The organism is Bradyrhizobium sp. USDA 3364, from assembly GCF_054056355.1.
Window position 1 is genome coordinate 804,895 of sequence record NZ_JBSRYG010000002.1, and the last position, 14,771, is coordinate 819,665.

A 14,771-nucleotide genomic window follows, 5' to 3' on the forward strand; every position below is an offset into this window, starting at 1 on the left:
CAACAAGAAGCCACTCATGCATTGGCTGCTTGAGCAATTTTTGCGGTCGCGTTTGCTCGTATGGTCGCGCCGATCCAGCGGCGAGAAACCGTTAATTGCACTTCGCCTCGGTCGGTACGAGACGGCCGGGCGTCGCCATCAGCAGTCTTTGCTCGGCTCGGCAAACCCTTGTGAAGGTGCTCATCGCAGGCAAACCTCGGTTTAGTCTTCCGATACTCGACTACATCGGTCGCATACCACAGCATGATTGAGCTATGCTGAGCCGTGCTTTAACTCGGGTTCAGATCTACGGCGAATGTCCTCGCCGGCAATCGGACCATCGGCTGTCCTCCCTCCGCCGATGGAAGTCGGCGATGTTCAGCGTCGCTCCTCTCAGACTTAACTTTCGCCCGGCCTGCTAAGCGCGGCCGGGCTTTTTTCTGTCGTGCAAGCTCGATCGAGATGATCGAGAGCGCAACGCCCTATGAGCGGATCAGCGCCCTGGAGGAGAGAGCCAAGCGCAGGATCAACGACTTGGCCGATCAGATGCCCCGCGCAGTTGCCGGGCGGCGGCGACCATGTTGATCAGCGCCGGGCGAACCTCCTCCCATTTGCGCGTCTTCAGACCACAGTCCGGATTGACCCAGAGCTGCGAATCCTGCAACCGCTGCCGAGCCAATGCCATCAGCTCCCGCATTTCCCCTACCTCGGGAATGCGTGGAGAATGGATGTCGTACACGCCCGGCCCGATCTGATTGGGATATTTGTAGTTCCTGAACGCGTCGAGCAGTTCCATCTTCGAACGCGACGTCTCGATCGAGATGACATCCGCATCCATTGCAGCAATGGCGTCGATGATGTCATTGAACTCAGAATAGCACATATGCGTATGAATCTGGGTTTGATCTGCAACGCCTGATGAGCAAATGCGGAAGCTGTCGACGGCCCATTGAAGGTAGGCCGCCCACTCCGATCGACGCAACGGCAATCCTTCGCGGAGGGCAGCTTCGTCGATCTGGATCATGCTCGCACCGGCTATCTCGAGATCGCGGACTTCGTCGCGTATCGCCAGTGCGATCTGCCGGCAGACCTCGCCTCTTGGAATATCATCGCGAACAAACGACCAGTTCAAGATCGTTACTGGCCCGGTCAACATCGCCTTCACCGGCTTGCTGGTCAGTGATTGCGCGTAGAGCCACCAATCCACAGTGATCGGTTTTGGCCGCGAAACATCTCCGAATAGGATCGGTGGCCTGACACAGCGCGAGCCATAGGATTGCACCCAACCATTCCTGGTGAATGCGAATCCGGCGAGTTTCTCGCCGAAGTACTGCACCATGTCATTGCGCTCAAACTCGCCGTGCACGAGCACGTCCAGACCAATGTCCTCCTGCCAACGCAGAGCGCGCGCAGTCTCCTCCTTGAGGAATTTGTCGTACTTCTCGTCGCTCATGGCGCCTTGCGAATGTGTCGCGCGGGCATTACGGACCTCAGGGGTTTGCGGGAAGGATCCGATCGTCGTGGTGGGAAAGGCAGGTAGTCTAAAGCGCTTGCGTTGGATCTCGGCTCGACGGACAAATGGGCTGGCGCGCCGGCGCATGGCCTCGTCGATCGCTCGCATCCGCACCGCAAGATTGGCATCACGGATCTTTGGTGAAGTCCGACGGCCAGTCACGGCCGACTGCGATTCAGCAAGACTTTGAGCAACATTCTGATCACCCGCGAGTGCCCGCGCCAGGATCGCAAGCTCACGCATCTTCTGTACCGAAAAGGCAAGCCAACTCTTGAGATCGGATGCAAGTCCGGTCTCGAGTTCAACATCGACGGGCACATGGAGCAGCGAGCAGGACGGAGCGATCTGAACACGATCCCTGCCTAGCTTCGCAATGGCGGGATCCAGTTGCTGGCGGAGCGCCGACAGGTTCGACCGCCAAACATTTCGCCCGTCGACGACGCCGAGGGACATGACGAGATCACTTCGCCGAGCAGCAATGATCCGGTCCAACAGGTTCGGTGCGCGAACCAAATCCACGTGCAGTCCGGCAACGGGCATGTTCAAAGCTGTGTCCAGATTATCGCCGAGATCGCCGAAATAGCTCGCGACCATGATCTTGACGTTTGGTACTTCCCTGGCGAGCCGATCATAGACGTGCAGCAAAGATCTTCGCGTCCCCTCCTCCAGATCCAGGACCAGGCAGGGCTCGTCGCATTGAACCCAGTTTGCTCCCCTTTTGCCTAGTTCTTGCAGAACCTCGATATAGACCGGTAATAGCTCATCCAGGAGTGACAGCGGCTGGAACGCAGGATCCGGACTCTTGCCAAGCTTCAAGAATGTGACCGGCCCGATCAGGACAGGGCGCGTCTGGAACCCTAGGGCCTTGGCTTCCTCATACTCCTCGATAGGCTTGCGAGAAGATAGGCGGAACGTCTGTCCGCGATGAAATTCAGGAACCATGTAGTGGTAGTTGGTGTCGAACCACTTGGTCATCTCCTGTGCGGGCGCGCCAAATCCGCCCGATCCGTGGCTGCAACTGGTATTCTGGCGAACGCATTGTGAACCGCGCGCCATGTCGAAGTACGTCTTGAGCGAAACCGATTCGATTTTCGACGCGTAGACTTCCGGGATGGCACCAACCATGACAGAGGTGTCGAGCACTTGGTCGTACAACGAAAAATCGTTGGACGGAATGACGGTGACACCGAGGGATTTTTGGCGAGCCCAGTTCGCAGCACGCAGGCCAGCTGCGTCCTCGAGCAATTGCTGTTCGCTGATTGCGCCGGTCCAGTAACTTTCAAGCGCGCGTTTGAGCTCGCGTCTTGGACCGATCCGAGGCGTTCCAAGCGTGGCGACCGGAAGGGAGAGAAGAGACATAGCGCTAACCCCGTAGTTGGGGGCAAAGGCCATGGCGGACGCAAGCACAATCGCCCGAGGGCGGCTGCTTGGCGTACCACCGGGACACCCCGCCCGTGGACGTATATGTGGTCGAGGCAGGTCTCCTGGCTCGCGGGTCATCGCTGCTGTCCGGCCTTCCCGAAGCTGTACGGGCTTCAGTGACTTTGTTGGACAGCGGCTCGTCGCTTACAGTTGCGGGGGCAGCGCCGGCATGTTCACCGGCTTCCCTCTTAGCTCCGAATCCAGCGGGACCGGAGAACCTCTACGATTTGGATTATCGGCAAGAGACCTCTTCCGTCAACCTCTCAGATGATTCACTCACGTCAATGCCGCCATCATCGGTGACTCAAATGGCTATTTAACGTCGAAAGTTCACCACGATTGGAAGCTCTCTCCGATACATGTGTCGAAAGAATTGTCGAAGGCGCAATTCGCGGCGCTTCCAACGCGCCAGCATCCTGTCTCTCGACAGTCAAGTACCGCCGCCAGGGGCAAAACATCTGCGCAACCATTCATCAGCATGCCCGGCGCGCATGTTGATCTGCGTGCCAACCAATCCTAGTAGGCGACTTGCGATCCGTGATGCCGATAATGCGCAGGAACTTGAGCACTGGGCGACCCGCAATGAAAATGGCTGCTTGGAGCACCGTTGGCGTCTTTGCTGTAACCGTCTTTGCGGTCGGCCTGTTCGGGTGGTTGGTGTAAGCGTTCATGAATCAATCCGTCAGACAGATGCTCTCGAGAATGTTGAGCAACTCGAGAGGAAGTTAGCGCGACTAGATCGTTTCTCGCTTACCGGCTGACGCGATTGGAAACAGCGGCTGACAAACCATGAATGCGGAGCCGAGGCGGCTGGACGATTGGCCGTGCGCGTAGGCGGATACGGGCGCTCCATATCATTGCCTGCCTGGCGCCTCGCATAACGATTCCACACGCCCGTCGATGATGAGCGTTTTTTGCTTATTAGCATCTGCGAGCCTGTAGAGATTCGCGGGCGTTTGGGTGACCATACCGCGCGGACGGTTCGACAGCATTTACGAATGCTGCCCGATTTTTTATCCGTAGATTGCCGCAGCCTTCCTTGCGCCAAGCCCGCGCGGATCGGCGGAATGGAAACATTGAAACGAGCGCAGGTCGGAAAGCCGACAAACGCTACACGAATCCGGCGTGATTTGCCGGGTATTTCCTGGCACGAAGGATGCAGGCTCAAGATGCCCGGGCTTCTCCCCCCTGGGCAGGTCCAGCACAGCAAATTGAGGTTGTCGCTGGCCCACTGAAGTTAGCGGCGCGTGACGTCGAGGGGACTGCGCCTGCTCGCGCGGCATATCGGCAGGCGCCCGCGTCACGTTGCCGCTAACTTCTTGCAATCGAGGATAGCATTGAAGGCTGCCGCTTTGACGTGTGGATGCAAAACCGATGGTCCTGCCGCTATGAAGAGAATGTCTGCAAGAGGCGCGCTTTGTCTCTGTCAATTGCTGATTTTCCTTGCTGGGCTGGTTGCGACGGGCAACAGTGCGCGAGCCGGCGAAAACGCGCTTGTCGAACGAGTCAAGTCAACCTGGCGAGCACGAGACGGTGAGACAATCGAGCACATTGTCTCCAAAGTCTCGAAAGTGGCTCACTTCGTCCCTCGAAACTGGGGAATCGCCGAAGGCATCGACCACACTGAGTATGTTTATCTTTCCTGGACCAGACATCAGGATAACAGATCAGACGAACATTACGTTATTACCTGGAAGGTCGGGACCGACGGAAAGATTGAAGTTGCGTCTCCCTATGCAAAGCCCATCGAACTCGGCTGGCGTGCCCTGGCGCTTTCACTCATCGCCAGTGAAGTCACCGACGGAGAAAAAGACGCAAACCTTCGTTTTCTGCATGATCCGGTCAATTTCAACTTTGTGACGACCGCGCGGGGCAAGCTCGGAGATCTACTGCGGCGCGGCCGCTGTCATGTCATCGAACCTGTTGTCGTGGATTACGTGACGGCGGCGAATGACAAGCCGACCGAGAAAGCGGACCGGTGGCGCGTTCTGCTGTTGGTGAACTGCAACATACCAGGCCCGCGTTATTTTACGGAGAATGGCGTCATCACCTTCGAGAAGCGCGAGGGGCACGATTGGGAGCCGCAATCTTTCCTTGCCAAGAGGATTGCGACCTCTCCTCCCGGCTCTTGGTTCCATCACATAGAGCCAAACGAACGGGAGGCGTTCGAGGGGGTGGGAAAGGCCTCGACAAATAATCAGGACGGCAGCGCTACTCCTTGAGCACCGAGCGGGTCGGGCCAACAGCAAGACCCATGCGCTGAAATAGTGACGCGTCCAGCTATGCCAGCAGCAGGCAAGCCCTTCTCCGACCTGCAAGCCCCCAATCGAGAAAGCCGGGCATCAGGATGGCTCTTGCCCATTCAGAAGAGTAGCAGCGGCGGAACTGGTACAAAAAGACACATCCGAGCTCTCGCCAGAGCGCCACGTCATCCTTCAGGACCAAGCGAGGCGATGCTGAGGCCAAGCCCGACCCGGCGTGCGCGCAGCGCATCGCGCGACCAACAAGCACCCGCGGGAGCGAGTGCAGCGACGAGACCGGTTCAAGAGGGACCCCGGGAACGGGCAGTGATAGCGACGCCGGCATGCTCAATGGCGGCGGGACCCTTTCCCGAGTGCCCCCGGCGAGGAGCTCCGCAGCCTTGCTGCGAGGATCAAAGATCGAACTGAGCTTAATCTAAATTTCCTCGCGCGCATTCGTCTGGCGTCATAGATCTTGATTTGAAGCGTGGGAAAACGCTTCTTTAGTTCTGCTCCACCAGCCCGGGCGCCGTCTCTGGTTGCGAATTCGGCCTTGAGCCGGCCGTCCACTTCTAGCGCGTAATAAGAGACCGGCAATTCGGGGGTGGCCATAACCATTTCAGTCCCATTGTCAGCGAGGCGGTTGAACATGATGACTAGCGTGAGTCGCCCAAGTCCCGCCAGCGCGAATGCCGCAATGCCTGACTGCAGACACGTGTTGTGGATTAATTCATCGCTCTGAAATCGCGACCAGATCGCCACTCGCAATAGTGCGACGACGCCCTTGCAAGGCAGCCCGTAAAAGCCGTTCCACATCATTCCGCGCGCTCGCCCTTACCCCGAACCCTGCTTTCTTCCGTTCGACGAGCATCGACGGCCGGCCAGGCTTATGGAAGTCCATTTCGCGCGCAGCGTTTCAGGGCAATGACGGTCGCGGATGCGGCCCACCGTGTGAGTGAAGCATGGTTGCTTTATGCCGTGGGACCACGCGAGAGGCCGATCTCTTTTGAGCAATCACTCTTATCGTGCCTTGCCAGACCTCCACTTTTCTTACCATCAACCGCGTGCAGTCCTGTCGAACGATAGAGACTTAGCAATGCGGTTTCTTCCGCTCGGCAGCGAAGACTAGCACTCGCCCGCCTCTTCCGAGCCCTTGGAGAAATAGCGTGCCAAGCGCCCTTCCCGGGTCGCGAGTCCCGCGCTGAGAACATGCGGGAATATGTCCCGGAGAGAGGGAGCGAGCTTCGGATGCCAGAGCCGCATCGGAAAATGCCCCCGAAGAAATCTCTTGAATCTCACCCAGCGTCAGGTCGTAGGCTGAAATATATGCAAGCTTCCACAAAAGCATCGTCGAACGATGCAGACCAGATGACGTATCTGTGCAGTCAAGCAGTCGGCTGTGACGACCCGGACCGCTGCGATTTTGTGAGTCGATGAACCAAGAGCGAAAGGATATCAGGATGAAGTACCGCGTAATGATGGCAGCATTGCTCGCTATCATCGCGTCTCCTGTTTGCGCGGCGAAACTGAGCGGTGCCCCCCAAATCCTCGACGCCAACACGATAGAGATCGCGCAAACGCGAATTCGGCTCTCGGGTATCGAGGCCCCCGAGACTGATCAGATTTGCCTGGATGCTCATGGCCGGAAATGGGCCTGCGGGGTAGCGGCTCGCGACGCCCTTATCGACTACTCGAAAGGACGAATATGGGATTGTCAGACCGCAGGAGTAGACAAGTACGGCAGGTCTCTCGGCAGTTGCTTCATCGAGGGCCAGGACGTGAACGCCTGGATGGTAAGCTCCGGTTGGGCACTGTCATCCAAGCCATCCGCCCATGTTTACGTCATCAATGAGGTGGCGGCGAGCAATGCCTTTGCCGGCCTGTGGTCGGGGGCATTCATCACCCCCTGGGACTGGCGCCGCCGCAACAAGAGCACGATCATTGTCGGCGTGAGCTCGGTGCCGAACGAGGCCCAGGAACTCCTGCTCGGATCCGCTCTGCTATCTGACCCACCCTCGCCCGACTGCCTGATAAAGGGCACCGTCGACCGTAACGGCGAGCGCACGTATCACTCTCCTGGGCAACTCAGCTACGGACAAATCGACATGACGAAGAAACCGGCTGAACGCTGGTTCTGCAGCGAAAACGAGGCCGAAGCCATCGGGTGGCGTAGATCCGCGCGATAGAGGTCCTCCCCATGCATGCAAACCACTCACAGGGCACTCCCTATCCGACCGAGGTCGCGCCTTCGCGCCGCTCGCTGTTGCTGTTCGCTATTTCGGCATTTGTCGTGCCGTTTGCCGGCAACATTGTCGACGCGAAGCAAGCAACAACGCCGCCGAAGCCGGATAACCGGCTCTCGCCCGATGCTGCGCTGAAGCGGCTGATGGAGGGTAACGATCGTTATGTGCAGAGCGTGTCGCGAATGCGCGATCTGGAACGGGAGCGCCGACTTTTAGTCGATGGTCAGAATCCATATGCGGCGGTTCTGAGCTGCGCCGATTCGCGGGTAGCGCCCGAGCTTGCCTTCGACAGCGGACTTGGTGATTTGTTCATATGCCGCCTCGCCGGTAACTTCGTCAACGATGACACGCTAGCTAGCCTGGAGTACGCGGTCGCCGTACTGAACACGCCGTTGATCCTGGTACTCGGTCACGATCACTGCGGCGCGATAGAGGCCACCATCAACTCGCTTGACGAAGGCAAGCCGGCACCGGGACATATTCGCTCCATCGTCAGCGCGCTCGCGCCTGCCGTAAGAGGGTCGCGCCACAAACCAGGTGACAGCTCTGCCGATGTGATCCAGCAGAATGTGATCGATAACGTCAATAAGCTCAAATCCGCCAGCCCGATCCTGAACCCGGCTGTTGAGCAGAAAACACTAAAGATCGTCGGCGGTCTATATCGTCTCGAAACCGGCAGGGTCGACGTATTGGGCTGACGCTGGTCCCTTCGCGCGATCGCCCAGCCTGTCTGCCCTGCCCCCTCAATCGACTGACACAGCATTCGCACGCCCATCGAGCTGCATCAAGTACACCGGACGTGATCTGCTTCATGATCGTCATAGCTTCGGGATAATGTTTTGCGTGGTCTCCTGATACTGGTCACATTCTTCGTACGTATGTTGGCAACGTCGCGGCCAGCACCAGGAATCTCGATATCGCGGCCGATGTTGTTCATTATCGCTGTCTGGAACAGCGTTGCGACGGCCACCCAGATTCACCCGCTGCCATCGCCGCCCGTGGAGAGGCTATGCTTCGCGTAAATGTTTTGTGGCCTTATGGTGCATTCGAAAACGATGCCAACGGCGATTTCACGGAACTGGTCCATGCCGACGCTTCGGCGGCTCCTGACGCCGCGATCCGCCAGGGGCCGATGCTGTCCACCCGCTGGCGGCACGCGACAGCCCATTGCTGAGCTATGAACAGTCGACATAGTTGGAACCGAATGACCGCAAGACTGTAGCGGCCGGCTCCGCTGGTTCTATCCCGGCGTCTCTCATCCAACCCGCCTGAGCCTAACGAACCCTCGCTCCATTAATTCTGCATTGTAAGCTCGGCCATTGAGGGCAATGGTTGTTATGTTGTTTGGACTAGGCATGAAGCCCGTTTCCTGCAGCTTCTCGATCAGGGCTGGGGGCGGCCACTGCTCCGGAAACGGGAAACCTCTACGCGACGTCTCGAAGATAAATGCTCCGAAATCTGGTAGCCCCGCCGGCCCGGCTCCAATATTTTGGTCCTCCGGAGGGTTATGAATGAAACGCACGCCGCTAAAGGGGTCCATCGCGGCCGTATGGCGATGCCCTTTGATCTCATAGGTCATACTCGGCTGGTCGGCGTCAGGCAGGAGACCCAAGTGGTTCAGTCTCTCGACCATTTTGCCCCGGAGGGGATTGGGTGCCGTGGGAAAACTTGTGGGGAACGGCGAATGAGACATCGTATGCCGTCTCCTCCGGCACGGCGGACGACGATGCCCGGGTTCATTGATGATCCGACTAAACAGATCATGATCCTCTTGTGTCCAGGCGTACTCTCCTGGAGACCCTGGGGATCCGCCGCCGTTGATCTCAATGAAATCCATACAGCTCTCCTCTGTCTTAATCTCTTGCAGATCCGCCCCGTGCCACCGGTTCGGTCTAGGCGGCTCGACATCGAGAGAGAAAGTCTATGCTAAGAGGCTTTGGCTTTCGAGAAGCTGGCGAGTTTCGGGGAGATTGAGCGCACCGGCACACGCGGCGGTCGTGGATCACAGGAAAGGTGATGTCTCGGGTCCAGGCCCGAGCTTAGGTCGATAAGTCCAAGCGAACGACCTACAATCATCGACCTTAGGCCATCGAGAAAGGGTCGGGGTGCCATCCTAAACCTTGCTGCAATCGCTCCCGTGGACGGGAGCTCCACTGCGACATGGGTCGATCCGGCGATCGGTCGGCATGCTGTTTGATGCTCAGTAAGCCTTCAATATCGAACGGGCTCAGGAAGCCACACGAGGCGGATCGTCCGGCCTTGGCGATCAAGCAGGGCTGAAGATTACATAAAGGAGAATTGCCACGACGATGGCTGTCCAGCCCACCGATGATAGGAAAAGTGCTACTCGCGTCGGCATGTGTCGGTCTCTCATGTATCAGTCGACGAGAAGGCCGCCAGTGTTGGAACCGCAGCCTCGTCGAATTTGTATTGAGCTCACGTGCGCCGCATGAAGCGGCACTAATGCGTAAGGACATCGTGATCACCGATCGGAGAGGAACGATTTGCACGCACCAGCGCATCCCTCGGATATCGTTTACCGATCCGGATATCGGCCTCACGTCATGATTTTGCGACGTCACCGTACCCCTCACCCCAAGTCTCTTCGACCAACGCATCAATCATATCGGATACATCATCTTGCCCGACATTAAGCGTCAGCGAGATCCGCAACCTTGCCGTTCCCACAGGCACTGTTGGTGGCCGTATGCCGCGGATATCAAAGCCGCGCGCCTGCAGTGCAGCGGCGAGCCGCATCGCGCGGGCGTTGTCACCCACGATGTAAGGAACGATCTGTGAGCTCGAACGGATCGGGCGGCCGCACATGGCGAACTGCCGATGCGCAAAATCGACAAGATCGGTCAGGCGTTGCTGCCGATCAGGCTCCTCCTGTAGGATCAAGAGCGCTTCCCGAGCAGCGACAGCCATCAGGGGCGATGGCGCGGTGGCGAAAATGAATGGACGGCACCGATTGACCATGAAATCGCGCAATACGCCGGAAGCGGTAACAAGCGCGCCCTCCGTCCCCAACGCCTTCCCGCAGGTGTGGACCACCAGGATATCTTCGCGACCCTCATAGGGCGCGGTGAGCCCCCGTCCCTGGTCGCCGTAAACACCTGTGGCATGAGCCTCGTCCACGACCAAGAACGCCTCGTAGCGCTCGGCGATTGCGACCAGATCCTTGAGGGGCGCGAAGTCGCCGTCCATACTGTACAGGCTCTCCACCACGATCCACACGCGTCCCCTTCCGCCCTTGGCGCGCCAGTCGCCAATCGTATCGTCGACCGACTGCAGGTCATTATGAGCGCTTATCCGGAACTCGGCTCGGCCCGCTCGTACGCCTTCATGAATACTGGCGTGCACGAGCGAATCGAGAATAAGCAGATCGCCCCGCTGCGGCAGCGTTGTCAAAAGAGCGAAATTTGCGATGTAACCGCCGCCGAAGAACAGCGCTGTCTCAGCGTGGAAGAACCGCGCCGCCTCCGCTTCAAGAGCTTCGTGCTCCTCACAATTGCCGCGCAGGAGCCGTGACCCACCAGCACCGATCGGCGTGCCGGCATCGAGCGCCGTGAGCAGCGCCTTCTTCATACGCGGCGCGCTCGCCAGCGCCAGATAATCGTTCGAAGCAAAATCAGTTCCTGCGCGCGGCTTCAGGTCGCGCAGCCGATCGTCTTCTTTCAAGGCTTGCAGGGCCGCGACATAGCCATTAAGCGGCGTGTTCATTGATCAATTTCCTGCCGCCCCGCAGCAGGGCTGCGATCAATCGGTTCTTCGTGGCACAGATCTCGGCTTTTGTCACCGACACGCGAGTGGATTCGCAAGCAGATCGAGGCGCGCAGGCCGAAGAAGCACCGCGCCTCCAGCCCGCCGGTCACGGACTGCCGTCCAGAGAAAACAAGCCTCATGCTTGGCTCAATCACGACTCTGACCGTCGCGACCAAGTGCACCGGGATCGCTCAGCGGCGCCCCCAATCGCACGCCCTTGACTTTGTTCCACAACATGAGTGAGCAAGCAGGACGAGCATGGCGACCCGATTCTCAACACGCCCGCTCTTGCCGGTGATGCCGACGCTGCTCACTTGGATGCCAAAGTCACGCGGAGACATCTGCTCCCTCCGTTTGTCCGCACCTAAAGGTCCTCCCCGAACGGCCGCTGAGAGAGTGCATACGGACATTCTGCCCTCGCGTAGCTATTTGGCAGATTAGGCACCCTCATGCGCGCGCAAAGTCTGTACAGAACGGACAAACTCGCGCGCGTTCAGCGAGCGTGATCTAATTGCATCATAAGCGCACGCTCCGTACCCCCAACGATCGCGACATCACTCCCAATTTCGGCGCATCAAGTGACGACCTCCTTTACGCGCCTCGCGGCCCCCGTACCGGCGTTGCGGCGCGGCCAATCTCACGATAGTTATTTGACCGATTTGCAACACAAGCTTCGGGTCATCCATGATTCGTCACATCGTCTTGTTCTCAGCCATAGATGCGACTCACATCGATGAGATCATCGAAGGCCTGGCGGTTCTTACCACAATTCCACATGCGCGCCGGCTCGAGATCGCGCGCAATCGCAAGACCGACCGCTTCGATAACGATATCGATATCGTGGTCTATGCCGAGTTTGACAACGAAACGGAACTCGCAGCTTACAAGGGGCATGGCCTGTACCAGGAGGCAATCAGGCTGGTACGGCCACTTCGGGAGCTGCGCTTTGCGGCCGACTACGATGTATCCACAGATTTGCGCTTCGCCGCGATTGGAGGAATGATTCAGCTTAGCCGGCGTGCCGCGCCCACGTGCGGGCGCTAACCCGACAGTCGATACCAAGAGCCTGCGGAATCCAAGGGAGCGGCTCTCCCATTGGAACGGAGATCACCATCGGAGCGCACGCGAGGCCAATAATCGTTCGGTGACTAATCGTTCAATGCACGTCCGAGAATTGGAACGGGTCGAGCCTGTCACTGCATTGTCAGTCTGGCGGATCGACCGCATCTTACGTTTCTCGATAGACCAGAGCAGTAAGAGAATATCGCCTAGCTGAACGTACGTTTCATACCGTGGCCTGCCTTGCGTGCGATCGAACGGGCTGTCGTCGCCGTCATGATGCTTACCCCTATTGTCTCACCGGCTCAAACGCTTGACCTCTGGCGGAGCTTGCTTTCGCCACCGCCCTCCCCAGTTGGAGATGAACCCGAACATACGCCATTTGAACTGGATCGAGTCACGCCAGATCAGCGGATCGATGCGATCTGGCAGCGGACGGCTGTCTCAAGTTCGATAAACTTGCTTGATGATTTCGTTTCGCGCCAATGTTCTGCACCGCACTTAACCGGAACTCGCCGCGCTCTATGGCTTGCACAGCGTCGATGGACGACTCCTCCACATAGGGGAGCCCGACGATTTCGCCGCCACCAGCGTCTGCCGACAGTGGTGATATTCCGTGTGATTATCCGCGAGCGTCTTCTTGATTTCGTATCGCGAAACAGTGGACGGACTTCTGAAGGACGAAGGCTGCCCATCGCGGTTCAAGCCGCCATCAGTCGCGACCTTCGTGGCTCCACCGGCGTCGTAGCCCGCCATCTGTGATCCCCGGCATTGGGGTTAGGGAAAGAACACACGCACGCCAACCGGCCACGCCCGTTGTTCTCCGATCGGACTTGCTCCAATTTCCCAACCCGCACCTCCCGAAAGGATATCAACCACTCCGAGGACGCCCATAACATCACGGACAAAGAATATGTTGGGAGCAGAGTTGGTCTGCAATGCGCCGCTTTCACCGTTGGCCTGCCGTCTTAAGATGCGCCAGATATCTGCCAACACCGTGGCGTAGATCGAAATTTCTTCTTGCGGCTTTACCTCGTGAACCACCACTCCCTTGGGATGAGCTCCATCAAAAACAGGCACTCAAAGGCCGATTTCAAGCGACCCGTGGGGACAACTTGCATTTAAACATCGCGCTCAGTGAAGATAATGATGCGATCAAATGCGTCTCGTTGGCTCGTTGGCGAAAATCGACGAAAATCGAGCAGGAACAGGAACATGGTCAGTCATTTCTACCGACTGCTTTACCGATTCCGCATGCGCGCGTATACCGAAGCACTGTTTCGGCGTAGCAGGCACGAGAAGCAGGAAAAACTCTGGCTGCAGTGCAGCCTGATGCGCCTTGGGAGCGAACTACGGCAATCCGAGCACTGGTCCAGTGCAGCGGTTCGGCCAGTCCAGGACGCGGCCGAAGCTATCGGTAGCTCCATCTGAGGACGCGGCAACTCGCCCTGCCGAGAACAGCGCGTTACGGCAGCAACAAGCGGCGCTGATGGCCGTGGATCAACGTGCACAACAGCATGAACAGACGCGACCAGCACCGACAGGAAGAAGTCATCGTTGAGATGGTCGTGCTGTTGGACGGAGCGGGCGCGCCGCGGGTATCACGGCCACTTGCCATCAACCTGCACCGCATCACCGCATGCGCTATTCCGCGCTGACCGGCTCTCGCTTGCCAACACCGGTCGCGGGCCCGAGCCGTTCGGTCGGATCGCGCCCCAGCTTCGGCTTCAGCTGCGCTAGTTCAATAAAGTCGTCCGCTTGCCGCCGAAGCTCGTCTGCGATCATCGCCGGCTGGATCGCAATGGTGGAGATGACGGTGACACTGACGCCGCGGCGCTGCACCGCTTCAACCAACGAGCGGAAGTCGCCGTCACCAGAGAATCGGACCATCTGATCGATATGCTCCGCGAGTTCCATGGCATCGACTACAAGCTCGATGTTCATGTTGCCCTTCACCTTACGCCGGCCGCTGGTATCGAGGAATTCCTTGGTTGCCTTGGTGACGACAGTGTAGCCGTTGTAGTTCAGCCAATCGATGAGCGGCCGGATCGACGAATACTCCTGATCCTCAGCAATCGTCGTGTAATAGAACGCCCGCAGCAGCGGGCCCCGCCTCCGATACTCCTCGAGCAGGCGCTTGTAGTCGATCTCGAAGCCAAGCGCCTTGGAGGTAGCGTGAAGGTTTGGACCGTCGATAAAGAGGGCAAGCTTTTCGACTCGGGACATTCCTGCTCCAACCTCCAAAATGGATGCGCGGGGCAGCGCAGGCCATCGACTGTCCGTCTGCAAGGAAAGCTGGAGGGTTGGCAGCCAAGGGCTGCCTTCCAATAACCCGGAACGAGTTTTATGTCGAACTCATGCACCGCGGCTCTCCTGTTTCATCCACTTCATGTCATCGGTTCAAGGATCAAGCGGAGGCACCCCAGCTCTGGCCGGCCAAAACCGCAGCAAAGCAGATGGTCTCATGACAATGTCATGTCTGGCGCCTCCCCCCGCTTGGAATTCTGACCCAGCAATTACGTTCACTCTCAGCACTTTTCGCCAGGTCAC

General features: G+C 58.3%; 9 protein-coding genes and 1 riboswitch. Of the genes, 5 read left to right on the forward strand and 4 right to left on the reverse strand.

The window, feature by feature from the left end; translation table 11 throughout:
- Positions 1 to 505: 505 nt before the first annotated feature.
- Entirely contained in the window at positions 506 to 2,851 is a 2,346-nt protein-coding gene (gene metE / locus ACVILL_RS04035; RefSeq protein WP_456727958.1) for a 5-methyltetrahydropteroyltriglutamate--homocysteine S-methyltransferase, read from the reverse strand.
- A 98-nt stretch (positions 2,852 to 2,949) separates the two neighbouring features.
- A riboswitch (cobalamin riboswitch) is annotated at positions 2,950 to 3,151 on the reverse strand.
- A 1,100-nt stretch (positions 3,152 to 4,251) separates the two neighbouring features.
- On the opposite strand from metE, the gene ACVILL_RS04040 reads away from it, so the two are divergent.
- The 4 genes from ACVILL_RS04040 (at position 4,252) to ACVILL_RS04055 (ending at position 8,571) form a co-directional block, all read left to right on the forward strand.
- A complete protein-coding gene (locus ACVILL_RS04040; RefSeq protein WP_456727959.1) occupies positions 4,252 to 5,136 on the forward strand; it encodes a nodulate formation efficiency C protein in 885 nt (294 codons plus the stop codon).
- A 1,478-nt stretch (positions 5,137 to 6,614) separates the two neighbouring features.
- Positions 6,615 to 7,340, forward strand: coding sequence for a thermonuclease family protein (locus ACVILL_RS04045; RefSeq protein ID WP_456727960.1), 726 nt, complete (start codon positions 6,615 to 6,617; stop codon positions 7,338 to 7,340).
- A gap of 11 nt (positions 7,341 to 7,351) precedes the next feature.
- On the forward strand, positions 7,352 to 8,095 hold the full coding sequence (locus ACVILL_RS04050) for a carbonic anhydrase (RefSeq protein WP_456727961.1): 744 nt from the start codon (positions 7,352 to 7,354) through the stop codon (positions 8,093 to 8,095).
- A gap of 311 nt (positions 8,096 to 8,406) precedes the next feature.
- Entirely contained in the window at positions 8,407 to 8,571 is a 165-nt protein-coding gene (locus tag ACVILL_RS04055) for a hypothetical protein (RefSeq protein WP_456727962.1), read from the forward strand.
- A gap of 1,388 nt (positions 8,572 to 9,959) precedes the next feature.
- On the opposite strand, the gene ACVILL_RS04060 is transcribed toward ACVILL_RS04055, so the two are convergent.
- Positions 9,960 to 11,120, reverse strand: a complete 1,161-nt coding sequence (locus ACVILL_RS04060; RefSeq protein ID WP_456727963.1) for an 8-amino-7-oxononanoate synthase — start codon at positions 11,118 to 11,120, stop codon at positions 9,960 to 9,962.
- 726 nt (positions 11,121 to 11,846) lie between these two features.
- Between ACVILL_RS04060 and ACVILL_RS04065 the strand changes: the two genes are divergently transcribed.
- Positions 11,847 to 12,206 (forward strand): Dabb family protein, encoded by a 360-nt coding sequence (locus tag ACVILL_RS04065; RefSeq protein ID WP_456727964.1) that lies wholly within the window; start codon positions 11,847 to 11,849, stop codon positions 12,204 to 12,206.
- Between the two features lie 792 nt (positions 12,207 to 12,998).
- On the opposite strand, the gene ACVILL_RS04070 is transcribed toward ACVILL_RS04065, so the two are convergent.
- Both ACVILL_RS04070 and ACVILL_RS04075 read right to left on the reverse strand, forming a co-directional pair.
- Complete coding sequence (locus tag ACVILL_RS04070) at positions 12,999 to 13,301, reverse strand: hypothetical protein (protein WP_456727965.1); 303 nt, start codon at positions 13,299 to 13,301, stop codon at positions 12,999 to 13,001.
- Between the two features lie 564 nt (positions 13,302 to 13,865).
- Complete coding sequence (locus ACVILL_RS04075; protein WP_456727966.1) at positions 13,866 to 14,447, reverse strand: LabA-like NYN domain-containing protein; 582 nt, start codon at positions 14,445 to 14,447, stop codon at positions 13,866 to 13,868.
- Positions 14,448 to 14,771 lie beyond the last annotated feature (324 nt).

What these genes read in the sequence shown, in the direction of transcription:
- metE (WP_456727958.1), bottom strand. Translation starts at nt 2,851, where the DNA reads ATGTCTCTTCTCTCCCTTCCGGTCGCCACGCTTGGAACGCCTCGGATC.
- ACVILL_RS04045 (WP_456727960.1), top strand. Translation starts at nt 6,615, where the DNA reads ATGAAGTACCGCGTAATGATGGCAGCATTGCTCGCTATCATCGCGTCT.
- ACVILL_RS04050 (WP_456727961.1), top strand. Translation starts at nt 7,352, where the DNA reads ATGCATGCAAACCACTCACAGGGCACTCCCTATCCGACCGAGGTCGCG.
- ACVILL_RS04055 (WP_456727962.1), top strand. Translation starts at nt 8,407, where the DNA reads ATGCTTCGCGTAAATGTTTTGTGGCCTTATGGTGCATTCGAAAACGAT.
- ACVILL_RS04060 (WP_456727963.1), bottom strand. Translation starts at nt 11,120, where the DNA reads ATGAACACGCCGCTTAATGGCTATGTCGCGGCCCTGCAAGCCTTGAAA.
- ACVILL_RS04065 (WP_456727964.1), top strand. Translation starts at nt 11,847, where the DNA reads ATGATTCGTCACATCGTCTTGTTCTCAGCCATAGATGCGACTCACATC.
- ACVILL_RS04075 (WP_456727966.1), bottom strand. Translation starts at nt 14,447, where the DNA reads ATGTCCCGAGTCGAAAAGCTTGCCCTCTTTATCGACGGTCCAAACCTT.